This is a genomic window from Rhizobium sp. NZLR1b, assembly GCF_019685155.1.
In the GTDB taxonomy this organism is placed as follows: domain Bacteria; phylum Pseudomonadota; class Alphaproteobacteria; order Rhizobiales; family Rhizobiaceae; genus Rhizobium.
On record NZ_JABDWC010000015.1, the window covers coordinates 69,223 to 94,955 of the forward strand.

The following is a 25,733-nucleotide window of genomic DNA, read 5'->3' on the forward strand; positions in this document are numbered from 1 at the left end:
GCCGGCGTCCCCGCAGAGCCGAATGGAACGGCGCTCCGATTATAAGCTGGATCAAATTCCTTGGACATGATCATCCTCCTGGCAGCATATAAACGTTGTCCAAAGGCACAATCCAATGATAAATGCGACAATCAATTATAAGAGAATTTTATATGGCGGATCATCTGGACCTGAAGCTGCTGCGCGCATTCGTCACTGTTGCCCGGGAAGGCAACGTCACCCGCGCCGCGGAGCTTCTGCATCTCACACAGCCGGCGATTAGCCTCCAGTTGAAGCGCCTTGCTGACGATGTCGGGCTGACGTTATTCCGGCGAACGGCGAGCGGGCTCGAACTGACACGCGATGGCGCGTTGCTCGCCACCAAAGGGGAGCAGGTTATCGCCTCGGTCATGGAGTTCAGCCAGACCGCCAGGCACCTCACGGCGCAACTTCGCGGCAAGCTCAGGATCGGCACGATCATCGATCCGGAATTTACCCGTCTTGGTGCATTCCTGCAGGCATTGGTCGAAAGCGGCCCGGGAATTGAAACCGAGCTTCGCCAGGGAATGAGTGGAGAAGTGGCGATCGGTTTGAAACGCAACGAGCTGGATGTCGGGTTTTTCCTTGGTGATCTCGATGACTACGGATCAAGCACCCAGGTCCAGGATGCGGCGTCTGACGCGCAGTTCTTCATCCGTCCAATTTCGCATCTGACCTATCGTGTCGTGGCACCGCCGGCCTTTGCCAGCCTCGTCGCAGGGAAGGACTGGAAGGAGCTTGCCGAACTGCCGTGGATCGGCACGCCGCCGGCATCGGTTCACCACCGATTGTTGGCCAAGAAGCTCGGCAGCCTCAATCTCAAGCAGAATGTCGTCGCGCTAGTTGACCAGGAGACTTCGATGCTGGCCATGGTGCGAACGGGCCTGGGTCTCAGCTTGTGCCGCGAATCCATCGCCCTCGATGAGCGACAGACCAACGGCCTGGTCATTGCCGACAGGGTCGAGCTGCAGACCACTTTGGGCTTCGCATGCCTGCTCCCGCGTCGTTCCGACCCGAACGTCGCGCTCGCATTCGATATGATGGATCGCCTCTGGCGGAGTGACCTGTAGCTGCCGTTGGAGAGAGCCCTAAGTTCGCAATTGGCGCAAACCCGCCGTCCCCCTGGGAGGGGCAACCTTCGAAATAACAAAGCATGTGGTCAAGGTGCGAGCACGACAGCGCCTTATGCTACTCCCAATGAGCGGAGGATTGGGCGTGGATGCCACCTCTTCCTCCCTCGGCTCAATTCACGCCAAGCGCAAATCGAGAAGCGGATGCAGCTTTTTGAGATTCGGGCCGGACATTCGGCTGGCCTATTATTGGGCACACGCGTCGCAAACTGGTGATCACCCGCACGGGACTTGCGCCGATTGCGGAGCAAGGGGTGAAGAGGATCGGTCAGCCTTCAGAAGTGAACCTCGATAACCTCTGGAGGTTCTTTAGTGAAATCCGAATATCGTATCCAACGAGGGTTGACCCTAAATATCACCGCACCCTTCTCGACAAATTCTCTCTCAACTGGAACGCTTTTAAGATGCGCTTCCTGGTATCTCTCAATATCGGAAGCGAAAACCTTCATGGCATCGCCCTCATACTGAACCGAAATATTGTCGTCCCAGCCGACGACGAGTGCGACGCTGCTCTGCTCCGAAATATTTGCAAATTTGCGAGTGTGTTCAAAGGTATCGAACACGATTTCAAGGTTGTCCCGAACGGAAAAGTCGATGGCCGCAGCTTCAGGCGTGCCATTTCGATCAGATGTCGCGATCACAGCCAACGAGTGCTTCCTCAGGAATTCGAGAATCATTCGTTTGGATTGAATGTCGTCCATCGCTTCATCCTCGTGGATGGCTGGGAGAGTTACCGGCAGGATGCGAATACGCGCTCCCCTCCCAACGCAGCGGGACACAGCAATGGAGGGTGTCAAGGTCAGCGTCAACCATGCGGCGATCTGGAAGATGCCGGCTAAACACCGTTTACGGTGAGCCTTCGCCGAAGGAGGATCATGCCAATCGCAAATCGAGAAGCGGATGCAGCTTTTTGAGATTCGGCAGAGATTTCGCTTGCCAAGGATATTGGTGGGTGCCTTTGACGACGAGCAGCAGGTCGCCCATCTTTCTGGCTTCAATGGTCAACTTGGCCAGGAGATTTATGCCGGAGGAATTGAGGAACTCGAGACCGGTCAGGTTGAAGGTCACCTGTTTGTGCCCCTCGTGGAGCAGGCCTGTTATCAATGAGTAGATGGGCGCATAGGCGTCCGGTCCTGCCAGCCGAAATACCCCATCGAAATATACTTCGTTTTGTTCCGCCCATACGCGGAAGTTTTCGTCGCTGATTTCCATTCTTCGCTCACGGATTGGAGGAGGGCGGCATCGCCACGGCTGCAGTCGTCGTCAGTATGATACGCTCACCTTCACTTTCTTCGAATGCCCATGCCATTTTTGCGTCGTAATCGCTCAGAAGTGTGAGTAACCCCAATCCGGAACCGCTTGCTGTTGATATGGCGTTGGTTTCGATTTGCTCAAGAAGAAGTTCTCCGGGGTCCCTCGATTGGAGGCGATGCAATAGCTGCTGAAAGCGAGAGGATGTCACGCCATCGATCGTGTTCTGCACCCTTATCAAAAATGATCCGTCGAATATGCCGGCTTCAATAAGGATCTCACCAGGCTGTCGAAACTTCACGGCGTTTTCGATCAGTTCGTTGCTGAGGTATCCGATGTCGTGATGCGCCTGCACGTAGCCCTTCTTCGAGCCCGAATACCGCAGAGCCATAACCTCCGCTATGAAGTCCGACGTCATTCCGGAGTGTTTCCATCCAAGCTGAAGGGGGCCATCCGTTAAGGTCAGGCGCGTGCCCGAATCCAGACTTATGCCGGCCAAGGATTCGCTGCCGTATACCGTTGGCCTCATGTCTCACCTATGCCGCACTGCGAGTAGCGTGATGTCGTCGTAAATCTTCTGCGATCCGATAAAGAGCATGAGTGTCGCGACAATTTCAGAAACGACTTTCTCAGCGCTCAGATCCTTCAAGCGAACTGCTTCGCGGCACAGGCGTTCGATGCCAAACAGTTCTCCGGCGTCATTTTCGGCTTCTGTGACGCCGTCCGTATGCAGGAGAATGAGATCGCCTTTTTCGAACGCGATTTCACGGGTTTTGATGAAGGCGGAGATATCGGCTTCCAGCCCGATCGGTATGCCCAGATCCATGGTGTCGATGCGCTCAACCTCGCCGTTCGCCCGAACGACGACAACTTCCTCGTGTTGTCCCGATAGGATCATCTCTTTTCCGTCGTAGTCAAGAAACGCCAGAGTGAGGTGCTTGTCGATTTTCGTCCTGACGATATTTTTAAACAGGGCGCTGTTCAGATCCGTGAGAAATTTCACTGCATCGGTGTTTCCGGCTTCCTGCAGGGCGCGGGCGACGGACTGAACCATCAACATCAATACGCCGCTTTCCAGCCCGTGTCCGGTAACGTCGCCGATGCCGATCTTCAACCGACCTCCGTTCTTCAATACGTCGTAATAATCGCCGCCGACTTCTTCCGCCGGCCTCATATAGGCTGCGATCTCGAGCGCCTGAAACTCCTCGAGCTCCTGATCCAGCGGAAGCACCATGAGCTGAATCCGCTCGGCGACGGCGAGTTCCGTGCCAAGACGTCTGTTTTCTCTCTGGAGCTGTGCGTTCAACGTCGAAATCTCTTCCTTTGCGTCTTCGATTTGCGCGGTTCGCTCTTCGACGAGCTGCTCGAGATTTTCGGTGTGATAGCTGATCTCTTCGGCCATCCGATTGAATGCTTCGCCGGCTTCGCCGACCTCATCCTTGCTTGTTATGGCGACCCTGACGGAATAGTCCTTCGCCTGAATCCGCTTGGCGGCACCGGCAAGCGCGCTGATTCCGCCGGTTATTCGTTTCGAGGCCGCAAATACCGCGATCGTCACGATCAGCAGGGACATCAGGATTGCCAGAATTTGGTAGAGCACGATCCGGTTCGTCGCGTCGGAAATTTTGGCCTGGGCGGCATAGAGCGAGGCATCGATTTCCCGCTCGGGCACAACCACGCCAAGCAGCATCGCTTCTTGCCGAACCGGGCCGCTGACCCAGAGATTGGTCGCAGGCAGTTTCTTGACGATAACGATATAGGGCACCTCGTTGCCGTCCTGCTGCAACAGCAAATGCTGGATGCCCTGTTCGCGGTCAAGCGCCAGTTTGGCGATCGCAGGCTGGGCGCTGCCCTTCAGCGAGCGCTCCAGGCCGGTCACCCCGGTACCGCTCGCATCGCTGGCGGACCGCAGACCGAGAGTTTTTTCGCCCGTGCTGTTGATCGCGACGACGTTGCCGTCGGACATGGCGAGAAAGCCAAAACCGGATTGGGCCACTTTGACATTTTCAACCGTCTGCGCCAGCTGGTCGAGTGTGATGTCGGCGCCGGCCGTCCCGGCGACATCCTTCCTGTCGGCTGTCCAGAGTGGATGAAAGAAACTGACGATCAGCTTTCCGGTGATGGCGTCCGTATAGGGCGCGGTCTGGGTGATATCGGCCGCGACCGGCCGCGTCTTCATATCCTTGGCCCAGCCCTGCCAGGACTCGTAAAGGCCGGGAAAAAAGAAGTCCCAGAAATTCGCCTCGTTGTGACCCGGATAGAGCCGGTCGAAGGTCTGAGCCTGGTCGGTATAGGGCGCTGTTCTGAAAATCGGCCGTTCTTTCGATCCGATGTAATACATCTGCAGCTTCGAAGCACCGTGCTGCAGCAAGCTCGGCGCTACAAGATCCAGAACCGCGCTCGCCTGGATATCGGTCTCAACGTCGGGTCTCGGCTTCTGGTCTTGTCCAAGCAAGTAGCCCCAGACGCTGACGACGGAGACTGAGCCCGGCGCGTTTTGAGACCACTTCCCCGTCTGATCGTAAGAGAGGCTGACGCTGCCGGGGGATGTGCGCGCGATTGCCGCGCCGACGTCCGAATTGCGCGCGGGATCGTCGATCTGCGCCTGGAGCACACCTGCGAGCGTGCTGACGTCGCTATGAACCTGGCGCAGCAGCAAACTCACCTGTGCTGCAGTCGAATCGGCATATGTGCGGATATATTCCTGGCTTGCAGCTTCAAGACCCTGGCCGACTTCGAGCGTTGCGTCACGCGATAGCCTCTGAACGTTCCAAAGCGCCAGTCCACCGCTGACCAGCAGGTCAAAGAGGACAGCCCCACCGACAACCAGGATGAACTTTGCTCGAAACGAGCCCAGTCTTATCGGTCCTTTCGACAATGATTTCCCGTCCATCATAACGGCTTTCGGCCGGAAGCCGCCCAAATCGGCCAGCCTGCATAACCCTTGGGGTGAAGGGCAGCAAAGACGTGATCTTTGAATCCTTGCCGGAACCTGCGAATGAAATCCAACGAGTCGCCCCGTCGAACCGCCATCTCACCGGCGTAGACATTTTCCCAGGCTTCGATGATGTCTGCGAAGTCCTGCGGATCCCCGTCAAGATTCGTGACCATGAAGTTATCGACCTTGATGGCATCGAACCCGGCGTCGGCGAGAAGATGACGGCTTTTCGGCCCCATCTCGACATCCATATCGAAGTGCCTGAACAGTTTGGCGACTTCTTCGTAAGTCCATTTTATCGTTTCCGCATGGGGCTCGCCCAGGCAATGCGAATTTTTTTCGTTGGTGATGTAGACGCGGCCGCCGGGCTTGCAGATACGGTAAAGCTCCCGCAGCAGCATCTCGGGACGGTTGAAAATCTGCAGCGAATGTCGGCAGGTCACAAAGTCGAATTGATTATCGCGAAGGAGCATTTGGGACGCGTCACCATAGGTGTACTCTATCCCCTGCAGATCGAAGTCGGCAGCGACCCTGCGTGCATATTCGAGGCTTCGTACGGAATGATCCAGCGCGACAAGGCGTGCCGGTTTGAATTCCCGTTGAACCAAGGCGGCGAAATCGCCAATTCCGCAACAGATATCCGCGATGACAAGGCCGCTGCGCAGACCGTGGCGAGGCAGGAGTTCGCGCTCGTGCCTCCAGGTCATTTTCGTCTGGGTGCGGAGAATGGGAATGAAAGTCTCATCCTCGACAAAGCTCTGGCCTGGATAAAATGACGAATCGTAGACTTCAACCGACAGGTTTGGTTGTGATGCCGCCAACGTTTGGAACAACGAAGTCGACCAGGCCACTACGCTGGACGTGATGATAACAATCTTCCGTTCCGGCTTGGTCCGGCAGCTTGCGGTCAGTATATCGGACAGAGCGACGAAGGCTGTCATGTTGATGTGCGTCAGACGTTTGACATTCAGGTAAACGACGCCGCTGTATTTTTCCAAACTTTGCCGCACCAGCTTGAGGGCATCGGCAATCTCGGTTGCACTTTCGGGCCGCATCTTGCCAGATAGCAACAGCTCCTGATTTGTCGGATCGAAACGGACGGTGAAGGGGTGAGCAAGCAGGTTCATTGAAAGTCCTCGGCCGAAGGGAAATCCGCGATGATCTGGATCCCGTGGGCGCCATCTTTCTCAATTCGGATAGCGGCGCGGAATAGGGTTGCCAAATCTCTAAGCAAAATCGTCCCATCGGACTTCATGACCAAGTCGGCCCCGGCGCCTGGGAGAGACTGGCGTTCGCCTGATCTCGCACCCGCCTGCTCACGGCCAGATGCTTCCTCGCAGGCAAACGCAATTCTCAGCCGATTGAACGTCGCGCCCCGATAGAGACGGAAACTTATCCTTCCCGGCTCACCTGTCGAACGGAAAGCAAGTTCAATGAGCTCGTTGGCCGCGACGGAAAGAAAATTCGAATATCGAGCGGGATCGCTGTGACCTTGGCCGAGAATGTCTGAGAGATATTCGGTAATCCTGTCGCAAAACTGCCACTTGGATTTGAACATCGCAACGTTCAGTTCCAGCGATACCATCGGCGCCAATGCCGGGTCATCGAAACCTGATGCTTCCTCTTCCAATACAGCCTCCATCAGCTTGCCTGGAGCCTCGGGTTGATGCATGCCCTCTCAAAACACGGCGAAAAATCGGTTTCCTGCTATGGCAGCGCGTGGCTTACGGATGTTTCCATGCGGGTGATGAACTCACTGATCGCCTCGACCGGAAGCGGCCTGCTCACCAGATAGCCTTGAAGCCTGTCGCAGCCCACACTGTCCAACCATTCCGCCTGACCTGGGGTCTCGACCCCTTCGGCCGTCACCTGCATGTCGAGACCATGTGCGAGGTTCACGATGCAGCGGACGATCGTCTGGCTTTTCGGATCGCTTTCCAGATCGGTGATAAAGTACTTGTCGATTTTGATGGTGTCGAAAGGGAATGTCTTCAGATAGCTCAAGGAGGAATATTCTGTCCCGAAATCATCCAGCGAGATCCGTATCCCCAGCACGTTGAGAGTGTTCAGCGTGTCGATATTGTTGACGGTCCGCTCAAGCAGGACGCTTTCAGTTATCTCAAGTTCCAGACGCTCGGGCGGGAATCCGACCAGGTCGAGCGTCTGGGATATCCGGTCGGTGAGGCCGCTGGTCAGGAATTCAGCTGCGGACACATTGACGGCGACGACGTAGTTCTCTGGCCAGTTCATCGCCTCGCGGCATGCCTGCTCCAAAACCCATGCACCTATATCAGGCATCATTCCATCAGCCTCGGCCATCGGAATAAATGCCGCAGGTGGAATTTTTCCAAGCAGTGGATGGTGCCATCTCAGCAATGCTTCGAAGCCGACAACGCAGCCGCCCTCGGCGATGGGTTGATATTCGACAAAGAATTGCTGTTGGATCAAGGCCATGCGCAGGCTGCGGCGCAGCAGTTCGCGTTGTTCCAGCGACTCAAGCATTGAGGCATCAAACGCGGCTGCTCGACCGCGCCCCTCTTTTTTCGCGGCATAGAGTGCAAGGTCGGACGCCTTCATAAGCTGCTCTGGATTTGTCCCGTCCGGCGGAGCTGTGGATATGCCGATGCTGGTGCCGACAAAGACCGCGATGCCATCTATCGTGAAGGGTTTCTTGAATGCGGCAACCAAGACTTCTGCTAGCCGGTGCGCTTTGGCCGGCTGTCCCGAGCCCATGGAAATGACGGTGAATTCGTCACCAGCCAGTCGATAGGCTCTGTCATCACCGGTCAGGCAGTCTTGAATACGCCTTGCAGCAAATTGGAGAAGCTTGTCGCCCGCCGGATGCCCAAGCGTGTCGTTCACGGGCTTGAAATCGTCAAGGTCGAGCTGCATCAGGGATAGTGTCTCGTTCGAGCCTGCGGTCTCCCGCAGCAATTCGGTGAGGTCCTCACTGAATTGGCGTCGGTTCGGCAGTCCCGTAAGCGGATCGTGGGTCGCCAGATGCAAAAGGGTTGCGCGCTCGTCGTCGGCGAGTTCCTCCGACCGGACCACGGCAAACAGATCGCCGATCCGATAGATCGTCAGCCCGTGCGACCCAGACCTGCCAAGATCGCCCGATACCCGCAAAGGCTTGCCGCTGTCATCCAATGAGCGGAAAGCAAGCGTAATCGCCGATTTGTCCAGCTCTGGAAAATGCTCCCAAAGTGACGCTGCCGGCTTGACAGAAGCAGGCAGCTCATTGCCCAGCAAATTCTCGATGGGATTGAAATCGCGGTCAAAGAACAAAAGCCGGTCGATTGAACTCGAAGCTTCTGGCTGTGTTTGTCCGAGGGCCGGGCTGGCCGCACGAATTTTCCGCATCTCCAAGCCTCTCCCAGCGAATGTCCTTAACCAGATATCGTAGCAAATTAACTGTCTCACAACTTGTGCACGTCAAGATTTACATTAGGCATATCTGATTCACAATCCCAAACCTTCGCCAACACGCTTACCGTGTGAGTTCACACTACACTGATCCAGCAGGTGGATTTCCATGATTGGAAGGCCGATGTATGGGGGACCAGGCAGTGGCAGCCCACAGCCCACGCACCATCTGCCGAAGCGCCAGGGCCTCCGCCCATCGGTCCGTCTGGTCGTTGCCGCTTCTGCCCGTGATCGCATAGGGTTTGGGGCCCAACTCACAGATAAAGACCAGCTCGGCGTCATCGGCGGCGCGTGATCGCCAGTTACGAAAACCGTACTCCCACCACTCGAGGAAGAGATCGACCCAGGGCCGGTGATGCGGGAAGGAGATTTCGATCTGCACCTGCTCGCTCGAGGCGACCCGGCCGTGAAATGCATGGGCATTCTGCAGGATGCGTCGGATGAGAGCGTGGTTCTCCTCGTCGACCGGAAAGGCGAATTCGCGGCTGACCAGGAAATGCGACAGGTCGGCCAGCAGCGGCAGTTCGGGTCGCTGATCCAGCAAATCCAGCGTAAAGAACAGGTCCGCGGTCATCCTGTCGCGATGGGTTTCGATGAACACGGGAATGCCGGCATCTTCAGCGAGCCGCATCCAGCCATCGAGAAGCGGCAGGCAGGCATCGATGCGGCGCGGGCGGATATCGGGTTGCAGGTTGATGTGACTGACCGGAAACTCCGCGGCCAGTTCCAGCGGCAGACGTAGATCCTCGACACTGCGAGGAAAGCAAACGCCCTCGATCTTTAAGCCGGTGCCCCGGATGGACTCGTTCAGGCGCACGACATCCCGGCGGTTGGTGTAATGTGCGCTGATGCCGTCGAAGCCCGCCTCGGAGATCATCGCGATGTTGTCGTCGAGTGTGCGCTCGAACCCATCGGTGTGCCGGCGCTCCATGGCCCAGAGCGACTGGAAGATCAGCAGCCTCTGCATCACGCCGCCCGTGCGCTTTTTAGAAGCGCTTTGAGGTTCACACCAGGGTCGGCCAGTTCCGCGAGGCTGGGGCTGATAGCTGCGGCAATCAACATCTCGGCGAGCTTGATGTCCCTGGCCAGGCCATTGCCGATGCCAAGGCCGGCGGCTGCCACTAGGCGGCCAGCGTCCAGATAGAATTCGAGCTCGCCATCCGCAGCCGAACGCAGGACGGTCTGATGGGTGGGCTGCGGCATCCCCACCACCTGGAGGCCAAGATCGTATTGGTCGGACCAGAACCAGGGGAGGGCGCTAAAGGTCTCGGTGACTCCGGCCATGTTTCGCGCCGCGGTTTCGGCCTGCGTCCTGGCGTTCCGCCAGCTTTCATAGCGAAAATGTCCGCCGCCGGGTTGGGCCACGGCCGCGCAATCGCCGGCCGCGAAAACGTTCGGCGCGCTGGTGCGAAGACAGGTATCCGTCAGGATCCCGTTGCCTGTGGCCAGTCCCGCTGCTTCAGCCAAAGCGATGTCCGGCAGGACGCCGATGGCGCCGACGACAAGATCGGCGTGCACTAGGCTGCCATCGGTCAGGGTGACGCCGTCGTCGCTGATCGCCGCCACGCTCCGGTCGAGGTGAAAGCGCACACCTTCGGCAGCATGTCTGGCGTGCAGCTTTTCGGCAAAACGTGTGGGGACGGCGCGGCCCAAAGGTCTCGGTGCGGCTTCGATCACGCTGACCGCGACGTCCTTTCTGCGAAGGACCGATGCGAGTTCCATCCCGATCAGACCGGCGCCGATGATCGCCACGTTGCCGCCCGGCGCTACACGAGAGAAGATCGCTTCGGCGTCGGCGTGGGTGCGGAAGTCGAGCGCACGCGCTGCACCTTGACATGTGAGCCGTCTCGGCCGCGCGCCGGTGGCCAGAAGCAGCTTTTCGTAACGCAGTTCCCGCCCGTCGCTCAAGCGCACCGTTCCGGCGCCGGTATCGAGCGTCGAAGCCGACAAGCCCTTGAGATAGGTTATGCCGGCCGCTTCCAGTGCGTCTGCCGCGCAGATCAGCTTCATCTGCACCGCACCGTTGCCGGTCTTCGACAAAGGCGGCCGTTCATAGGGCAGGTGCGGCTCGGCTCCGATCAGCGTGACGGATCCGCAATAGCCTGCTTCGCGCAGGGCAAAGGCCGCCCGGGTGCCGGATTCGCCGGCACCGATGATGACGATACCGTCCATGTTTTCTCCATAGAAAGAGCGGCTGCGCTCGTGAGGAGACGCCGGCCGCACAGGATTAGCCGCATCAGATTTTGATTCATGCGACACGCTTTAGGCCTTGGTTTCATGCATGTCTTTATCCCGGAACCACTGCGCACTTCCGGGCGACATGCTAGCCGAGGGCGACACGAACCTCTCCGTCGATCACCTCTGCCGGATAGGTTTTCAGGTTCTCGCAGGCCGGAAGCCTGATGGCCTCGCCGGTGCGATAGTCGAAGGCGCCGGAATGTTTTGGACATTCCACCTCGAAATCCATGACCAATCCTTCGGCGAGATGGATCGCCTCGTGGGTGCAGAGGCCGGCGGTGCAGTAGACGCTGTCATCCGGACCACGGTAGATCGCGTAGGTGCGCCCGCCATGGTCGAAGCGGATGGCCCCTTCCTGTTCGATCTCGTCGAGCTTGCCAGCTGAAACCCAGTTCATTCGGCGGCTCCCCCGACTTCCAGGCGGGCCTTGCGGGCTGCGAGTTTTTCCTTGCGCCTGCGGTAGCGTTCCTGCATCTGCGCCTCGCCTTCGGGCGAACCGTCGTGCCAGGTGCCGAACCACTTATCGAGCGGGATCAGCGCGTCGCCGTAGTTCACCTCGAAATATTTGTGATGGAGGTAATGCGCATAGGCGTGGCTATCGACCAGCCTCTCCTTGCCGATCTCGACCTTGTCGAAGCCGACATGGCCGGGAATGGCCCCGAAGCCCGCATAATGCAGCTGGTAGAGCATGATGATCGGGTTGGAGGGCAGGAACAGATGGTAGAACGCCGTTCCGAAATAGAGCAGGTGCTCGATCGGATGCATCGACAGCGACGACCAGGGCGAAGGGTTCACCGAATTGTGGTGGACCGAGTGCACCCATTTGTAGAGGAAGGGCGTGTGGATCAGCCGGTGTATGCAGAAAAAGTGGAACTCGTGAATGATCGGCACCACGAGCGCCACGAGTGCCAGCGTCCATGGATTTTCCGCAAAACTCAGCCACGGCGCATAGCCATTGGCGTAGGCCCAGAGCATGCCGACCTCGACGGCGGTCCAGATAGTCACGCCTGACAGGAAGGTGCGCAGAATATTGTCGAGGTTCTGGCGTTCGAACCAGAAGGCGTTGTTCCTGTGGTCGGCCGGGAACTTGCCATTGTACTTGAAGCGGTTTTCCTGCCGCTTCAACACGTAGAGATGCAGTTCGAAGGCACCGTAGAACAGGAAGACCGCGATGGCGTTCACCGCATAGAGCCAGGCGGTCCAGCCGAGGCTCAGCGATTTCATCGTGTCGACCGGGGGAATGATCCAGGCCCAGTAGGCGAGCGCAGAAACCGCAAAAATCAGGTTCCAGGGAAGGAAATAATGCGGCAGCCATTTCAGGACCACCATCAGCCGCGGCGGAAAGACGAAAAGCGGCGCGTTCTCCACATGCTGGTCCGGCGCCCAGTCGCCGCGCTTGTTGCGCTTGCCGAATTTCAGATCATCCATTGGCATCTCCTTAGGGCACGCCGGATGTTTCCGCGTCGCCCACATATCTGTGCTGACTGGAAAATAGCAGGGGCGCTGGTGAATGCCGAAGCCTTCCTTGATCTGATTAGATCAAAGCCCTTCCTTGGTGATGGTGATGAAACGGATCGGTGCCTGGTCCGGTTTGATATCGGTCAAGCCTATCCTATTCAGAACGAGATCGAGCGCGCGCCGCGCCTGCGCCTCCGGCGCCTGATCCAGCACCACATCCATGATGCCGTCCTGCAGCGCCGCTCGGGTGTAATCGGTCAATTCGTGCCCGACGAAGAACACGTCGCGGCCGCGCGGATGCCGGCGAAGCACTTCGATCAGGGCGGCGTTGGCGCCGCCGGCATTGTACAGTCCGGCAAGGCCGGGATACGTTTCCAGCGCCGACCACAGGAGATCGGCGCTGAGACGCTCCTCATCGCCGCCAAATCCCAGCCATTCGAAGCTGGAGGCGCCGGGATAATCACGAAAGTAATTGGAAAAGCCGCGGATCCGATCGCGATGCACTTGATAGATGGGGTGGCAGATTGCAACGACAGGTCCGGCCCGCGGAGCCATTCGGCTGATATAGAGTGCGGCCGTCCGGCCGGCAGCGTTATTGTCGATGCCGATGAATTCTCCGACGTGCTCGGACGCGCGGGTGACGACCTGGACGATCGGCAGGCCCTGCGCATTTACCTTTTCCACCGCAGCACCGATCACCGGGCTGCTCGGCACGGCAAGGATCAGCCCGGCCCGTGAAAGGTCGGTGGACAGGATGCGTCGCGCAATTCCCTCGGCGTTCATCTCGTCGGTGAAGCTGCGATGCACGACGACCAAAGGGTCGAGGGTGGCGGCAATTCTCTCGAAAGCAAGGGAAAGGCGCCGGTAGAAGCTGGTCTCCGGACGAACCATCAGCACTTCGATCCTAAGCAGGCCGCGATGGGTCTCGGGAAGCTTGCGCGGGTAATCCAGGCGACGTGCGGCGGATATGACCTTCTCGACAAGTTCGGGACGAACACCCCCACGCCCGTTCAGCACCCGCTCGACCGTTGCGGTTCCCACGCCGGCATGGCGGGCGATGTCCCGATAATTCGGCTTGCTCACATTCCAGGTCCCTTGCGCGCCCTCGTTGATCTCTGCGCGTCAGATCTTCTCTTCTTACATCTTCGCTTCAATTCTCACAGATGGTATTTGGAGGCTCTGACTTGTGTCGCAGGGGCGACCGATCTATGATTTCTCCAGTTCAACATGAGATTGCAGGCCGTATTTCACCGTAAACCGGACGCGGAAGGTTTTGTCCTCCGGCCGGACCGAAGGAGTTGGGCAAATGAAAATTCTCATGGTTCTCACATCGCATTATCAACTGGGAAACACCGGCAGGAAAACGGGCTTCTGGCTCGAGGAACTCGCTGCCCCATACTTCGTTTTCCGTGACGCCGGGGCCGAGATCACACTCGCTTCGCCGAAAGGGGGCCAGCCTCCGCTCGATCCGAAGAGCAACGAGCCGGCGTTTCAGACGGAAGATACGCGGCGATTTGAACGAGACCCGGCCGCGACGGCTGCGCTCGCCAACACTTTGATGCTGTCTGACATCGACCAGGCGGATTATGACACCGTGTTTTTCCCCGGCGGCCACGGCCCGCTCTGGGACCTGACGAACGACCGCAATGCGCACTCGCTGATCGAGGAGACGCTTGCAGCGGGAAAGCCGCTGGCGCTCGTCTGCCATGCGCCGGGGATATTGACCAATGTCAAGGCGCCGGACGGCGGACCGATCGCGAAGGGGCGGATAGTTGCCGGCTTCACCAATTCCGAGGAGGCGGCCGTGCACCTCGTCGAGATCGTGCCTTATCTGCTCGAAGACGTGCTGAAAGAGCAGGGGGCGAAGTTTTCGGCGATGGAGGACTGGGCCGTGCATGTCGTCCAGGACGGGCTGCTGATTACCGGACAGAACCCAGCCTCGTCGAAACAGGCGGCCCGCCTTCTGCTCGATGCGCTCGGTAAGCACGCGGCAGCCTGACGCCCGCAGGCGGCCTTGAGCATTTCAACACCAGACGAAAGGTGCCTGGCATGAGCCGGAAATATACGGGGAAATGCGCCTGCGGCGCGGTGCAGTTCGCCTTCGATACCGATCCGACTTTCGTCGCCGACTGCCATTGCCTGGATTGCAAGAAGGCCTCGGGCGGCGAAGCCGCCACCTTTTTTGCCGTGCCGCAGGACGATTTCACCCTGACCGCCGGCAGCCCGAAGGCGTTTCACTATATCGCCGATTCCGGCAAGGGTCTCGATCGCAATTTCTGCCCGGATTGCGGCGCGAGGTTGTTCAGTAGCAATCTAGAGAGTTTCCCCGGCCTCGTCTTCGTCACCCTCGGCAGCCTGGATCGGCCCGAGCTGATACAGCCGGGGGTCGAGATGTTTACCAAACGGCGGCTTGCCTGGGCAACACCGCTCCACCTTCCACAGTTCGAAGGCATGCCGGGCTGAAGGGAGATTCGACTTCTATCGATCTTTCTTGAAGAAAAGATCAATCCCGTGTCGGATCGGCCAGATCTTATCCGTCCTTAGCTCGTCCATTCCGTCCATCTAAAAGGATCACGAACATGCCGAACACTATACGCCTGCATCGCGTTCTGGCGACCACCCCGGAGAAGATTTATCGCGCATTCATCGAAGCGGACGCGCTTGCCAAGTGGCTTCCGCCGAACGGCTTCCTCTGCACCGTACATCATCTGGAGCCGAGCGTCGGCGGCACGTTCAGAATGTCTTTCCGCAACTTCACGACCGGCAACAGCCATGCTTTCGGCGGCGAATTCCGCGAGCTCGTCCCAGGCCAACGCGTTCGCTACACCGACAAGTTCGACGACCCCAACCTGCCAGGCGAAATGGAGGTCACCGTGACGCTGAAGAAGGTGTCGGTTGGTACCGAGGTGGATATTACCCAGGCAGGCGTGCCCGACGTCATCCCGCCTGAGGCTTGCTATCTCGGCTGGCAGGAGTCGCTGAAAAACCTCGCGAGGGTGGTTGAACCCGATATCCAGGAATAGCTTGGTTCAGGCAGCCTGTCGGGAGCGGATCGCACAGGCTGGCGCCGACACACAAGAGCGCCTCACTCTGAGGCGCTCCGTTCGACGCCGCGGCGGACCTTACCCGCCGAAATAGGCCGGATGGTCGATATCGGCGATAAGGCCGGGCTGGGTCGGGTGCCAGTCCAGCAGCGCGCGGGTATGTTCGCTGGACGTGGGCACGTCGAAGCCGGCGAACATCGCAAACCAGCCGAAATGTTCTGCCGCCTCTTCCCGCGACAGCGAGACGGCGGGCACGTCGAGCCGCCGGCTGATGACCTCGGCGATCTGCCTGAATGGCACACCCTCCTCAGCAACGGCCAGGAAGGGTCCGCCCACGGCGCCGCGCTCCAGCGCCAGGCGATAGAGGCGGGCGGCATCGAGCCTGTGCACCGCCGGCCAGCGGTTCTGGCCTTCGCCGATATAGGCCGAAACACCCGTTCGCCGGGCGAAATCGATCAGGATCGGCACGAAGCCGTGGTCGCCATGGCCGTGCACCGAAGGCGGAAGCCGGACGGTCGAGGCGCGCACGCCGCGCGCGACAAGCGATACCGCGGTGATTTCGGAGGCGCGGGGATAGGTCTCGGTGGTCGGCATGGGCGGGTCCTTTTCGGTGCCGACGCGGCCGGGCGCATGGCCGAGGCCTGCGGTGACCAGCAGCGGGCGGCTGGAGCCCTGGAGGGCTTCGCCGAGCGCCTCGATGGCGCGCCGGTCGAGGGCGCAGTTTGCGGCGAATTTCGAGAAATCATGGTTGAAGCCGGTGTGGATCACGCCGTCGGCCTCGGCCGCGCCGCGCTTCAGGCTTTCCAGATCCTCGAGCGTGCCGCGATGGACCTCGGCGCCCGCGGCCGACAATTCCTCAGCCCCCTTTTCTGAGCGGGTGAGGCCAAGCACCTGATGGCCGCCAGCGATCAATTCGCTGACGACGGCCGAGCCGACCCAGCCTGTGGCTCCGGTGACGAATACGCGCATGTCGATATCTCCGTTTTCGATGGAGACAGATATCGGGCAAGGCCCTATCATGGTAAAGTAGTGATCTTATCATGGTATAATGGCTAACAGCATGAGCGAATTCGTCACCTTCGAAAACCGGCTGGGCGCCTATCTCAAGGGCCGCCGCGCCAAGCTCGACCCCGCAGCCCTCGGCTTTGCCGGCGAACGCCGCCGCACGCCGGGCCTGCGCCGCGAGGAGGTGGCAAACCGAGCCAATATCAGCCCCACCTGGTACACCTGGCTGGAGCAAGGGCGCGGCGGGGCGCCGTCCGCCGATGTGCTCGACCGGATCTCGCGGGCGCTGATGCTGACCGATGTCGAGCGCGAGCATCTGTTCCTCATCGGCCTCGGCCGACCGCCCGAGGTGCGTTACCGCAGGCAAGCGGGCGTCACGCCCAGGCTGCAGGGCGTGCTCGATGCGCTGGACCCGAGCCCGGCGCTGATCCGCAACGCCATCTGGGACGTGATCGCCTGGAACCGGGCGGCAACCGTGCTGCTCACTGATTACGGCGCGCTGCCGCCCGAGGAGCGCAACGTGCTGCGCTTCATCTTCCTCGATCCACGCGTGCGCGCCGCCCAGTACGACTGGGAAAGCGTCGCCCGCTTCGTCGTCGCCGCCTTCCGCGTGGACGCGGCCCGCGCGGGTGCAGCGGCCGAGGTCGAGCCGCTGGTCGACGAACTCTGCCGCAAGAGCCCGGAATTCCTGGCGATGTGGCGCGACAATGACGTGCGCACCCATGGCGAGGGCGCCAAACACATCAAGCACCCGGTGCTTGGGCTGCTCTCTTTCGAGTATTCGGCCTTCCAGGTGGACGGGCGGCCGGATCTCAGCATGGTGGTTTATAACCCGGCGACGGCAGCGGATGCGGAGAAGATTAGGGCGGTGGTGGGGTGAGGATTCTAGTCGGGGTCTAAGTGCGGAACTGATACGACGCGCACCCGCCTCGTCCTTCGAGGCTCCAGCCTTCGGCTTCCACGCTTCAGGATGAGGCGCTCTTGAGCGTTGGCGCTCGGCAACCTCTTGCGGCATGACAAAATTGCAAAAAGCTAAAATGCCACTTTTACTAGAAAATAATTTGACCTTCCCCTGCAATGGCTGTTTCCTCCCAATCGACCAAGGCGAATGGATCTTGAAGGAGATATCCATGACAGTGTTTGCAAAACCCGTGGCGGTCGATGACTCGCACACCGTCTACGAGAGCGACGTTATTTCAGGCAATCTGCTGGACAACGATATATCAGCGGCCAACGGCAATATGTTTCTCAACTTCTTCGACGGCGAGAGGGTTCTCGCCAAGAAGGATGGGCAGGTCACCGATATCGGGGGCGAGCACGGGACGTTCCACGTCAAGGCTGACGGCTCATACACCTATACGCTAAACGAGGCCGCCAAAGCGGGCTTCCTTAACGGAATGACGCTGAGAGAGACGATCGGCTACAAGATTTCCGACGGCGCCGGCAATACGGATGTCGGACATTTCACGCTAGACATTCACGGGGTGACCAGTGCGCCGGTCGCGGTCGACGATGCCTTTACCTTCCGCGAAAGCGGCGCGATGGCGGGCAACGTGCTTGCCAACGACATTGCCGGGGAGGCGGGTCATATCTTTCTGCGCTCAGTCGAGGGCATCAGCGTAAGCGCCACGCGGAGCACCGACGTCGCCGGTGAATTCGGCACCTTCCATTTTTCGGCGGACGGAGGCTTCACCTACGATCTCGATCCCGCCGTGAAGGCGGGTCTCAACGATGGCGAGCATGTCACGGAGACGCTTCAATATTACAAGGTCTCCGACGGCGCCGGTCACGCGGATGCCGGCGTGATCTCGCTGACCGTCGACGGCGTGACGGACGGCAAGTCGTTGAACACCAATCATGTTGAGTCCCAGGCGGAGGTGGTGCGCCCCTTCCTGGACCATTACGAACTCCAGGGGGTCGCGGTCGATCCGCAAACGGGCAAGTTTTACGTCAGCTCCGGCCATGGTTTCCCGGATGATTCCATGGTGAGCATTTACGACAACGCCTCGGCCTTTGAAGCAGACAATGCCAGCGGCGCCATCTCTCTTGGCGAATATGACCTTGGCGAATATGACATCGGCGGAACCTATTTTTCGGTCCGCGGCGGCGAGATCATCGGAAGAACCAACGAGGTCAAAGGCGAAGGCCCTTTCCCCGATCAGACCTATCTCGCAAAGTGGGACGCCGCAGACGGATCGCTCGATCAGCAGGGCGACCCGATTCCCGGCCTTATCGGCGAGAATGGGGCGGGTACGTTCGACTGCGGTGGATTCACGGCCGTCAATACGATGCAGGATTCGACCGGCATCTATGTCGTCGGCCGCATCGATGATGCGACCTGGCAGGTCTCCAAAATCGATCCCGACACGCTGAACCCGATCGAATCCAAGACTTTCGCCGCCGGCGGGCTGGGATACGGCTTTGCCGTCGACGGCACGTTCTTCTTCGGCGATTCCTTCGGAAGCGAGCATATCGGCACGGCATTCGATTTCGAAACCGGGGTCAAGACAACAATCGATGTCAACATCGCCATATCGGGAGATGACTCCACCACCAACGTGGTCTATGACGCGGCGGCGGACTCTATCTACATCACCAACACTGAGACCGACGAAATCTCCGTGGTGCACAACATCTCGGACATATTGTTTGTCTGACGGCCTTAACCGCGTGACGTCGCCCCGTCCGTTCGTTGTACTGGGCGACGTTTAGCCATGATATCAGCGGCGGCGCTATTGCAGCGTGCGCGTCTGGATCTGCTCTACGACTGGTTGAGAAGCGGAGGCGGGCATGGCACTGCCTTCCAGGCCGGTTGCCACGACCGAGACGCGGAACCTGCCGTCAAGGCTGCGGTCGAAGATGGCGCCGACGACAATGTCTGCGTCTTCCTGCACCTCGTCGCGAATGCGGCTTGCCGCTTCGTCGACTTCGAACAGTGTCATATCCGAACCACCGGAGATCGAGATCAGCACGCCCCTGGCGCCCTTCATCGAGATATCGTCGAGAAGCGGGTTGGCAATTGCCGCTTCCGCCGCCTTCATCGCGCGGCTTTCACCGGAGGCTTCGCCAGTGCCCATCATGGCGCGGCCCATGCCGCGCATGACCGATTTCACATCGGCGAAATCAAGGTTGATCAGGCCTTCCTTGACGATGAGATCGGTGATGCAGCCAACGCCGGCATAGAGCACGCGGTCGGCCGTCATGAAGGCATCGGCAAAAGTGGTTTTCGCATCGGCGATGCGGAAGAGGTTCTGGTTGGGGATGACGATGACCGTATCGGCTGCCTGGCGAAGCGCCTCGATGCCGATCTCCGCCATTCGCATGCGGCGGTTGCCTTCGAAGGTAAAGGGTTTGGTGACGACGCCGACTGTCAGGATGCCGGCCGCACGTGCGGCGCGGGCGATGACGGGTGCCGCGCCCGTGCCCGTTCCGCCGCCCATGCCGGCGGTGACGAAACACATGTGCGACCCGGCCAGGTGATCCATGATCTCATCGATCGATTCCTCAGCCGCCGCATGGCCGACCTCCGGCAGGGAACCGGCGCCGAGACCCTCGGTCACATTGGCGCCGAGCTGGATGCGGCGCGTCGCCTTGGAGGTGGCGAGGACCTGCGCGTCGGTATTTGCGGCGACGAATTCGACGCCTGCCAGGTTTTCCGCGATCATATTGTTGATCGCATTACCACCACCACCACCGACGCCGATCACAGTAATGTGCGGCCGCAGTCCCGAAATGCCGCCCTTGGCGTCCGTCATCGCGCTCTCCTTTGATGCTTCGTTCACGCCACGCCCTCGTCGCGGATAGCGAATCGTCGCTTAGGATAGCCGTCCAACAAGGCAGAGGCGAGGCGAAAGACGTCTCGTCGACAGCGGCGGCGATCGGTAAAGGGGCGGGTCGCGGCTTTGAGGGCGGGAGCATCATGTCGAGAACGGACAGTTATGCTTCTGAGGCGCTCAATTTTCCACCTCGACCTTACCCCGCCACTCCCACCGCCACCGGCAAACACAATATGCACACCAACCCCACCGCCCCAGCCTCGAGCGCCAGCGACCCGCCATAAAGCCCCGCCAACTCGTTCACGATGCTCAGCCCAAAACCATTGCCAGGGACGCGTTCGTCCTCCCGCACGCCCGGCAGCAGCACGGCGGCGAGGCGGTCGGCGGGGATGCCCGGGCCGTCGTCCTCGATGGTGATGCGGGCGATCGGGCCGTCGCGCCCGGCGCGGATGGTGACGCGCGAGGCAGCCCATTTGAAAGCGTTATCGATCAGGTTTCCGAGCATTTCCTCGACATCGCTTTCGTCGCAGGCGACCCGCAGGCCCGGGGGGATGTCGCTGTCGAAGGCAATCCTACGCTCGGCATGGATCTGGCCGATCGCCCGGTAGAGATCGGCGAGCGATGCCGCCATGTCGGTGCTGGCAACATTATTCGACGAGGCCATCACCCGGCGGGCGGCGGCGAGGTGGTGCTTGATCCGGTTGTCGATCCGGGCGGCCAGACTACGCAATGCGCCTTTGGGGTCGTTTTTATCGTCGAGCGACAGCAGCAGGCTCGCCACCGGGGTCTTGAGGCCATGGGCGAGGTTTGCGAACTGCATGCGCGTTGCCGCGAGCCTCTCCTCATTGGCCGCCAGAAGCGCATTGGTTTTCAGCGACAGCGGCGCAAGCTCGGCGCTCGCTTCCTCCGGCAGGCGGGCGCGTTCTCCCCGGTTGATGGCATCGATATTGGTCGCCATGGATGTCAGCGGCCGCAAGCCAAAGCGGATTTGCCAAAGGGTGCCCGTCATCAGCACCAACCCGAGCAGCAGCATGCAGGGAACCAGCCAGAAGAGAGCGCGAAGCGCCGGGCCGACGAGGGCGATCATCGGCGCCGTCGCGGTGATGGTCAGCGTCATGCCGTCGATGCTGCGCACGGCTTGGCGAAGGTAGAGCGGCCCTCTTCCGCGATCGCCGCCCCTGCCTGATGTCGGCATGCCCGTCAGCACATGGCGCAGGTCCTGCCGTGGCGGCGGTGCGTCTATCGTGCCGTTCATCAGGGAGCGGGAGGTCAGGCGCTGCTCTCCGGCGTCGACCTGCCAGTACCAGCCCGATGAGGGGCGATCGAAAGGCGGCGCATCGAGCGGCGCCGACAGGGTGATCCTTCCCTCTGCGTCGCGCATCACGGCGCCGGCGAGGGCGCCGATCTGTGTGTCCAGACGCTGGTCCACCTGCTCGCGCACCACAGTCTTCAGCGCTAGCCAGAGCACGAGGGCGGCCACAGCGAGCGCCAGCGTCACGAAGATGCCCGAGAACATCAGCAGCCGGCCGGCGATCGATCTCGGCTTGAAAGACGAAGCCTTCATGACGCCGCTGCCGACGTCAGAATATAGCCGCGGCCGCGCACCGTCTCGATGCGGTCGCTCCCGAGCTTCTTGCGCAGCCGGGCGATGATGACTTCGATGGAATTAGAGTCGACCTCGGCATCGCCGTCATAGACGCGCTCGGTCAGTTCGCGCCGGTCGACGACCATCTCCTTGCGCAGCATCAGGCAGGAGAGCACCCGCCATTCCAACGCCGTCAGCTTCAGCGGCAGGCCGTCGAGCTCGAAGGTGCCGAGCTGGGCATCGAAGACCAGCGCGCCGCAGGTAAGCCGCGCGGCGGCGTGGCCGGCTGCCCGGCGCACCAGGGCGCGCAGGCGCAAAACAAGTTCTTCCACCTTGAAGGGTTTGGCGAGGAAATCGTCGGCGCCGGCCTTGAAGCTTGCGACCTTGTCCGGCCAGCCATCGCGCGCCGTCAGCACCAGAACCGGCAGGTTGCGGCTGCCCTCGCGCCAGCCCTTCAGCACGCTGACGCCGTCGATCTTCGGCAGGCCGAGGTCGAGGATCGCGACGTCGAAGAGTTCGGTCAGCCCCGCGTGGAGAGCGTCTTCTCCGTTGCGCGATATGTCTACGACGAAGTTTTCCGATCGCAGCACGGCGGCGATCCGGCCGCTCAGGTCTTCGTCATCTTCGACGAGCAGTACGCGCATGGGGCAGGGCTTTCATCGGGGCCGGGCATCTTTGGGGACGGACCAAAACTATCGGGCCGAGCTTAACTCAATCTGAACGGAGAGGTTCAGGCGGGCGACGGGGTGGAACGGCTAGAGTGCGACCACTACTGATGCAAGGAACAGATATATGCCGAATGAAGACCAGGACAACGTGCATACCGAGGGCGCAGCCACGCCCGTCCCGCCAGGACAGCGCCGGCGACGGCTGGTGATCCCCGTCATTGCTGCCGCCGTGGCGCTTGTCATCGGTGCTGTCGGGGGTGCGGGCGCGGTGAAAATGATGCGTCCTATGCCAGAGATGGCGCCGCTGGCGCCGGTGGCGATTTCGGCCATGCCGGCATCGAGCCTCGTCACGATCAAGGGCAAGGTCGCCGAGATCTACGGCAACAAGTTCGTGCTGCAGGACGATAGCGGCAAGGCGCTTGTTGAAACAGGCCGAGCCGGCGAGGGTGGCGCGCTCGTTACCCGAGACGAGGCCGTCACCGTGCAGGGGCGCTTCGACGATGGCTTCGTGCATGCGAGCTATCTCGTTCGCCAGGACGGACGAACCGAAGCGCTGCGCCCGCCGAAAGGTCCGCCGCATCGACCATTTGAGGATTTCGATCACAGGCCTTGACGGGCCGTGAACCAAAGCCGCGTTGCGGTGTTTACAAACGTGCTTCTCAATTCCCGCAAAGGAACAATTCCCATGCAAAGACTTCTCCTATCAGGCCTTGCTCTTGCCGCACTGGCCGGCACCGCCTTCGCCCAACAACCGCCCGCCCCGCCACCCGCCGGAGCTCCGCCCGTGGCGGCCGACCCGGCCTCACCACCACCACCACCGCCACCGCCTGCTTCCGGTGATAACGAGCCGATGATGGTTGGGCCGGATGCGCGGCCGGAAGATCGTCCCGATGACCGGTGGCATGGTTCGAGAGACGATATGGGTTTCCGCGACGACAGGGGTTTCCGCGGTTTCCGCGGTCATCGCCCGCCGCCGCCGCCGCCGTCCAAGGCCGCGCATTTCCGGATCGAGGATGGGGCCACCCGGATCGATCTGAAATGCGCCGAGGATGAACCGATGAAGGCCTGCGCCGACTTGCTGCTCCAGGTCATGGACCGCCTGCAGGGCCAGAACTAATCTTGAACACCCCGGCATAGCCAGGACATCACACGATGATGCAACCGCCCGCCTTCTCGCGCGGGCGGTTTCGTCTCCTTCGGAAGCATTGACGACGAGCCGATTTGCCTTTAGCTGTGACGCTATGAAAATCGCATTGGTTCTGGCAGTGGTGATCGGGCGCATGGGCAGGATGGTGTAACCATCCAGCGAAAGCACCCATGCGCGGTAAGCAGGCTCCTGACGGGGCCTTTTTTATGCCCTGAATTTGGGCGCGGGCCTCGTCGGACTTTCCACACATCATCACACTGATCAAGGAACGGAACCATGAGATCCCGTCATTCCATCGACACCCCGCGCGCGCAGATGACCGGCGCGGAAATCGTTCTCCAGGCGCTGAGAGACAATGGCGTCGAGCATATATTCGGCTATCCGGGTGCTGCGGTGCTGCCGATCTACGACGAGCTTTTCCAGCAGGAAGACATCAGACACATTCTGGTTCGCCATGAACAGGGAGCCGGCCATGCCGCCGAGGGATATGCCCGCTCGACGGGCAAGGTCGGCGTCATGCTGGTGACCTCAGGCCCCGGCGTCACCAACGCGATCACGCCCCTTCAGGATGCCTTGATGGATTCCGTGCCGCTCGTTTGCCTGTCCGGCCAGGTGCCGACGTCGCTGATCGGCTCCGATGCCTTTCAGGAATGCGATACCGTCGGCATTACCCGCGCCTGCACGAAACACAATCGGCTGGTCGGCGACGTCAATGATCTGGCGGCGGCCATCCACGAAGCCTTTCGCATCGCCGGATCGGGCCGGCCCGGCCCCGTTCTGGTCGACATGCCGAAGGATGTGCTGTTTGCGAGCGGAAATTATACACCGCCTGAGGCAGTCGCCCCGAGGACGAGCTATCAGCCGGACCGCCTAAGCGACATCAGGGAGATCGAGGCTGCGGCCGCTCTGATGGCGACGGCACGTAAGCCGATTATCTGCGCGGGCGGCGGTGTCATCAATTCCGGTCTTGAAGCGTCAAAACTGCTGAGTGAACTGGTCGATCTCACCGGCTTTCCCGTCACGTCGACGCTGATGGGGCTCGGCGCCTATCCGGCTTCCAGCCCGAACTGGCTGAAGATGGCCGGGCTTCACGGCTCCTACGAGGCCAACATGGCAATACATGACTGCGACCTCATGCTCTGCATCGGGGCGCGCTTCGATGGCGGGCTTGCCGCCAGCGTCGATGGTTTCTCACCGAATTCCCGGAAGATCCAGATCGATATCGATACTTCCTCGCTTAACAAGACTGTGCGCGCCGATATCGCCATCCGGGGCGATGCCGCGGGTGTGCTGGCCGAGCTCGTTCGCCTGTGGCGGGCGCTGCCGCAGGCGCCGGACCGGGCGCGGCTGACCGAGTGGTGGAGCGCGATTGCCGACTGGCGGGCGCGCCGATCGTTTTCCTATGCGAAGCGCGAGGACGTCATCATGCCGCAATATGCCATCGAGCGGCTTTATGAACTGACGAAGCATCGGGATACCTACATCACGACGGAGGTCGGCCGGCATCAGATATGGGCGGCGCAATCTTACGACTTCGAGCGACCGAACCGCTGGGTGACGTCAGGCGGCCTGGGGACGATGGGATACGGGCTGCCCGCCGCCCTCGGCGTGCAGATCGCCAATCCCAACAGCCTTGTCATCGACATCGCCGGCGATGCCTCCGTGCAGGTGACGATGAAGGAAATGTCGGCCGCCGTGCAGCACAACGCGCCGATCAAGATCTTCATTCTCAATGGCGGCGATCAGGGAACGCAGCGCCAGCACGGAAACCCGGATTTCGTGAAGCTTGCCGAAGCCTATGGCGGACATGGCATTCGCTGCGAGAGGCTGGCCGAACTCGACGATGCAATCCTGGAGATGATCGAGGTGGACATGCCTGTTCTGTTCGACTGCCGCGTCGCCGACAGTGCCCACTGGCATGGCACACCGTCAACTTAACCCAGCGGCACACCGATCAGCCCTCATCCTGAGGTGCGCAGGCCAAAGGCCGGAGCCTCGAAGGACGAGGGCGGGTGGCTCGGCGCTTAAGTCCACATCCACCGCCAGATGAAC

At 60.4% G+C, this 25,733-nt stretch carries 25 protein-coding genes; 9 read left to right on the forward strand and 16 right to left on the reverse strand.

The genetic code is table 11. The features are described 5' to 3' along the window. The first annotated feature begins 152 nt into the window (after positions 1-152). A complete protein-coding gene (locus tag HJB84_RS20720) occupies positions 153-1,088 on the forward strand; it encodes a LysR family transcriptional regulator (protein WP_207580964.1) in 936 nt (311 codons plus the stop codon). 335 nt (positions 1,089-1,423) lie between these two features. Here HJB84_RS20720 and HJB84_RS20730 read toward each other — a convergent pair whose 3' ends face one another. From HJB84_RS20730 to HJB84_RS20785, 12 genes are all read right to left on the reverse strand, one after another. Continuing rightward, positions 1,424-1,849 carry a pyridoxamine 5'-phosphate oxidase family protein gene (locus tag HJB84_RS20730; protein WP_207580963.1) on the reverse strand — a complete coding sequence of 142 codons (426 nt, stop codon included), beginning with the start codon at positions 1,847-1,849 and terminating at the stop codon, positions 1,424-1,426. 172 nt (positions 1,850-2,021) lie between these two features. Then, positions 2,022-2,360 carry a slr1659 superfamily regulator gene (locus HJB84_RS20735; RefSeq protein WP_207580962.1) on the reverse strand — a complete coding sequence of 113 codons (339 nt, stop codon included), beginning with the start codon at positions 2,358-2,360 and terminating at the stop codon, positions 2,022-2,024. A gap of 7 nt (positions 2,361-2,367) precedes the next feature. Then, positions 2,368-2,928, reverse strand: a complete 561-nt coding sequence (locus HJB84_RS20740) for a slr1658 superfamily regulator (protein ID WP_207580961.1) — start codon at positions 2,926-2,928, stop codon at positions 2,368-2,370. A gap of 3 nt (positions 2,929-2,931) precedes the next feature. Next, the gene (locus tag HJB84_RS20745) at positions 2,932-5,295 is read right to left on the reverse strand and encodes a SpoIIE family protein phosphatase (RefSeq protein ID WP_207580960.1); all 2,364 of its coding nucleotides are present in this window, start codon (positions 5,293-5,295) and stop codon (positions 2,932-2,934) included. Next, entirely contained in the window at positions 5,292-6,464 is a 1,173-nt protein-coding gene (locus HJB84_RS20750; protein WP_207580959.1) for a methyltransferase domain-containing protein, read from the reverse strand. The genes HJB84_RS20745 and HJB84_RS20750 overlap by 4 nt, the downstream gene beginning before the upstream one ends. Beyond that, on the reverse strand, positions 6,461-6,967 hold the full coding sequence (locus tag HJB84_RS20755) for a hypothetical protein (RefSeq protein ID WP_207584336.1): 507 nt from the start codon (positions 6,965-6,967) through the stop codon (positions 6,461-6,463). Before HJB84_RS20755 ends, HJB84_RS20750 begins: the two co-directional genes overlap by 4 nt. Positions 6,968-7,044: 77 nt before the next feature. Beyond that, on the reverse strand, positions 7,045-8,697 hold the full coding sequence (locus HJB84_RS20760; RefSeq protein ID WP_207580958.1) for a bifunctional diguanylate cyclase/phosphodiesterase: 1,653 nt from the start codon (positions 8,695-8,697) through the stop codon (positions 7,045-7,047). 145 nt (positions 8,698-8,842) lie between these two features. Further along, positions 8,843-9,727: a sugar phosphate isomerase/epimerase gene (locus HJB84_RS20765; protein WP_259669714.1), complete on the reverse strand. Its 885-nt coding sequence runs from the start codon at positions 9,725-9,727 to the stop codon at positions 8,843-8,845. After that, positions 9,727-10,932 (reverse strand): NAD(P)/FAD-dependent oxidoreductase, encoded by a 1,206-nt coding sequence (locus tag HJB84_RS20770; RefSeq protein ID WP_221116750.1) that lies wholly within the window; start codon positions 10,930-10,932, stop codon positions 9,727-9,729. Before HJB84_RS20770 ends, HJB84_RS20765 begins: the two co-directional genes overlap by 1 nt. 151 nt (positions 10,933-11,083) lie before the next feature. Continuing rightward, positions 11,084-11,395, reverse strand: coding sequence for a MocE family 2Fe-2S type ferredoxin (locus HJB84_RS20775; RefSeq protein WP_207580955.1), 312 nt, complete (start codon positions 11,393-11,395; stop codon positions 11,084-11,086). Continuing rightward, a complete protein-coding gene (locus tag HJB84_RS20780; RefSeq protein ID WP_207580954.1) occupies positions 11,392-12,426 on the reverse strand; it encodes a sterol desaturase family protein in 1,035 nt (344 codons plus the stop codon). Before HJB84_RS20780 ends, HJB84_RS20775 begins: the two co-directional genes overlap by 4 nt. Positions 12,427-12,537: 111 nt before the next feature. Next, positions 12,538-13,539 carry a LacI family DNA-binding transcriptional regulator gene (locus HJB84_RS20785; protein WP_207580953.1) on the reverse strand — a complete coding sequence of 334 codons (1,002 nt, stop codon included), beginning with the start codon at positions 13,537-13,539 and terminating at the stop codon, positions 12,538-12,540. 223 nt (positions 13,540-13,762) lie between these two features. On the opposite strand from HJB84_RS20785, the gene HJB84_RS20790 reads away from it, so the two are divergent. The 3 genes from HJB84_RS20790 (at position 13,763) to HJB84_RS20800 (ending at position 15,479) form a co-directional block, all read left to right on the forward strand. Then, positions 13,763-14,455: a type 1 glutamine amidotransferase domain-containing protein gene (locus tag HJB84_RS20790; RefSeq protein ID WP_221116751.1), complete on the forward strand. Its 693-nt coding sequence runs from the start codon at positions 13,763-13,765 to the stop codon at positions 14,453-14,455. Positions 14,456-14,505: 50 nt separating this feature from the next. Then, positions 14,506-14,919, forward strand: coding sequence for a GFA family protein (locus HJB84_RS20795; RefSeq protein WP_221116752.1), 414 nt, complete (start codon positions 14,506-14,508; stop codon positions 14,917-14,919). 116 nt (positions 14,920-15,035) lie between these two features. Continuing rightward, entirely contained in the window at positions 15,036-15,479 is a 444-nt protein-coding gene (locus HJB84_RS20800; protein WP_207580951.1) for an SRPBCC family protein, read from the forward strand. Positions 15,480-15,578: 99 nt separating this feature from the next. Here the strand turns inward: HJB84_RS20800 and HJB84_RS20805 are convergent, their stop codons facing one another. Beyond that, positions 15,579-16,469 carry an SDR family oxidoreductase gene (locus HJB84_RS20805; protein ID WP_221116753.1) on the reverse strand — a complete coding sequence of 297 codons (891 nt, stop codon included), beginning with the start codon at positions 16,467-16,469 and terminating at the stop codon, positions 15,579-15,581. 91 nt (positions 16,470-16,560) lie between these two features. Here HJB84_RS20805 and HJB84_RS20810 point away from each other — a divergent pair, with 91 nt between their 5' ends. Together HJB84_RS20810 and HJB84_RS20815 are read left to right on the forward strand one after the other, a co-directional pair. Beyond that, positions 16,561-17,385, forward strand: a complete 825-nt coding sequence (locus HJB84_RS20810; RefSeq protein WP_207584335.1) for a helix-turn-helix transcriptional regulator — start codon at positions 16,561-16,563, stop codon at positions 17,383-17,385. Between the two features lie 250 nt (positions 17,386-17,635). Next, positions 17,636-19,162, forward strand: coding sequence for an Ig-like domain-containing protein (locus HJB84_RS20815; protein ID WP_221116754.1), 1,527 nt, complete (start codon positions 17,636-17,638; stop codon positions 19,160-19,162). A gap of 75 nt (positions 19,163-19,237) precedes the next feature. Here HJB84_RS20815 and ftsZ read toward each other — a convergent pair whose 3' ends face one another. From ftsZ to HJB84_RS20830, 3 genes are all read right to left on the reverse strand, one after another. Continuing rightward, positions 19,238-20,260, reverse strand: coding sequence for a cell division protein FtsZ (gene ftsZ, locus HJB84_RS20820; RefSeq protein WP_207580948.1), 1,023 nt, complete (start codon positions 20,258-20,260; stop codon positions 19,238-19,240). Between the two features lie 217 nt (positions 20,261-20,477). Continuing rightward, positions 20,478-21,845: a HAMP domain-containing sensor histidine kinase gene (locus HJB84_RS20825; RefSeq protein ID WP_221116755.1), complete on the reverse strand. Its 1,368-nt coding sequence runs from the start codon at positions 21,843-21,845 to the stop codon at positions 20,478-20,480. Beyond that, entirely contained in the window at positions 21,842-22,510 is a 669-nt protein-coding gene (locus HJB84_RS20830; RefSeq protein WP_221116756.1) for a response regulator transcription factor, read from the reverse strand. The genes HJB84_RS20825 and HJB84_RS20830 overlap by 4 nt, the downstream gene beginning before the upstream one ends. Positions 22,511-22,658: 148 nt before the next feature. Here HJB84_RS20830 and HJB84_RS20835 point away from each other — a divergent pair, with 148 nt between their 5' ends. The 3 genes from HJB84_RS20835 (at position 22,659) to ilvB (ending at position 25,619) form a co-directional block, all read left to right on the forward strand. Further along, positions 22,659-23,147, forward strand: a complete 489-nt coding sequence (locus tag HJB84_RS20835) for a hypothetical protein (protein WP_221116757.1) — start codon at positions 22,659-22,661, stop codon at positions 23,145-23,147. A gap of 72 nt (positions 23,148-23,219) precedes the next feature. Further along, positions 23,220-23,651, forward strand: coding sequence for a hypothetical protein (locus tag HJB84_RS20840; RefSeq protein ID WP_221116758.1), 432 nt, complete (start codon positions 23,220-23,222; stop codon positions 23,649-23,651). Positions 23,652-23,996: 345 nt separating this feature from the next. Then, positions 23,997-25,619, forward strand: a complete 1,623-nt coding sequence (gene ilvB, locus HJB84_RS20845) for a biosynthetic-type acetolactate synthase large subunit (RefSeq protein WP_246762762.1) — start codon at positions 23,997-23,999, stop codon at positions 25,617-25,619. Positions 25,620-25,733 lie beyond the last annotated feature (114 nt).

Excerpts from the sequence above, each read along its gene's own strand:
- HJB84_RS20800 (WP_207580951.1), top strand. The coding sequence starts at position 15,036 with ATGCCGAACACTATACGCCTGCATCGCGTTCTGGCGACCACCCCGGAG.
- ftsZ (WP_207580948.1), bottom strand. The coding sequence starts at position 20,260 with ATGACGGACGCCAAGGGCGGCATTTCGGGACTGCGGCCGCACATTACT.
- HJB84_RS20805 (WP_221116753.1), bottom strand. The coding sequence starts at position 16,469 with ATGCGCGTATTCGTCACCGGAGCCACAGGCTGGGTCGGCTCGGCCGTC.
- HJB84_RS20795 (WP_221116752.1), top strand. The coding sequence starts at position 14,506 with ATGAGCCGGAAATATACGGGGAAATGCGCCTGCGGCGCGGTGCAGTTC.
- HJB84_RS20815 (WP_221116754.1), top strand. The coding sequence starts at position 17,636 with ATGACAGTGTTTGCAAAACCCGTGGCGGTCGATGACTCGCACACCGTC.
- ilvB (WP_246762762.1), top strand. The coding sequence starts at position 23,997 with ATGACCGGCGCGGAAATCGTTCTCCAGGCGCTGAGAGACAATGGCGTC.
- HJB84_RS20775 (WP_207580955.1), bottom strand. The coding sequence starts at position 11,395 with ATGAACTGGGTTTCAGCTGGCAAGCTCGACGAGATCGAACAGGAAGGG.
- HJB84_RS20735 (WP_207580962.1), bottom strand. The coding sequence starts at position 2,360 with ATGGAAATCAGCGACGAAAACTTCCGCGTATGGGCGGAACAAAACGAA.
- HJB84_RS20720 (WP_207580964.1), top strand. The coding sequence starts at position 153 with ATGGCGGATCATCTGGACCTGAAGCTGCTGCGCGCATTCGTCACTGTT.
- HJB84_RS20740 (WP_207580961.1), bottom strand. The coding sequence starts at position 2,928 with ATGAGGCCAACGGTATACGGCAGCGAATCCTTGGCCGGCATAAGTCTG.
- HJB84_RS20780 (WP_207580954.1), bottom strand. The coding sequence starts at position 12,426 with ATGGATGATCTGAAATTCGGCAAGCGCAACAAGCGCGGCGACTGGGCG.
- HJB84_RS20745 (WP_207580960.1), bottom strand. The coding sequence starts at position 5,295 with ATGATGGACGGGAAATCATTGTCGAAAGGACCGATAAGACTGGGCTCG.
- HJB84_RS20790 (WP_221116751.1), top strand. The coding sequence starts at position 13,763 with ATGAAAATTCTCATGGTTCTCACATCGCATTATCAACTGGGAAACACC.
- HJB84_RS20825 (WP_221116755.1), bottom strand. The coding sequence starts at position 21,845 with ATGAAGGCTTCGTCTTTCAAGCCGAGATCGATCGCCGGCCGGCTGCTG.
- HJB84_RS20730 (WP_207580963.1), bottom strand. The coding sequence starts at position 1,849 with ATGGACGACATTCAATCCAAACGAATGATTCTCGAATTCCTGAGGAAG.
- HJB84_RS20810 (WP_207584335.1), top strand. The coding sequence starts at position 16,561 with ATGAGCGAATTCGTCACCTTCGAAAACCGGCTGGGCGCCTATCTCAAG.
- HJB84_RS20770 (WP_221116750.1), bottom strand. The coding sequence starts at position 10,932 with ATGGACGGTATCGTCATCATCGGTGCCGGCGAATCCGGCACCCGGGCG.
- HJB84_RS20765 (WP_259669714.1), bottom strand. The coding sequence starts at position 9,727 with ATGCAGAGGCTGCTGATCTTCCAGTCGCTCTGGGCCATGGAGCGCCGG.
- HJB84_RS20760 (WP_207580958.1), bottom strand. The coding sequence starts at position 8,697 with ATGCGGAAAATTCGTGCGGCCAGCCCGGCCCTCGGACAAACACAGCCA.
- HJB84_RS20750 (WP_207580959.1), bottom strand. The coding sequence starts at position 6,464 with ATGAACCTGCTTGCTCACCCCTTCACCGTCCGTTTCGATCCGACAAAT.
- HJB84_RS20835 (WP_221116757.1), top strand. The coding sequence starts at position 22,659 with ATGCCGAATGAAGACCAGGACAACGTGCATACCGAGGGCGCAGCCACG.
- HJB84_RS20830 (WP_221116756.1), bottom strand. The coding sequence starts at position 22,510 with ATGCGCGTACTGCTCGTCGAAGATGACGAAGACCTGAGCGGCCGGATC.
- HJB84_RS20840 (WP_221116758.1), top strand. The coding sequence starts at position 23,220 with ATGCAAAGACTTCTCCTATCAGGCCTTGCTCTTGCCGCACTGGCCGGC.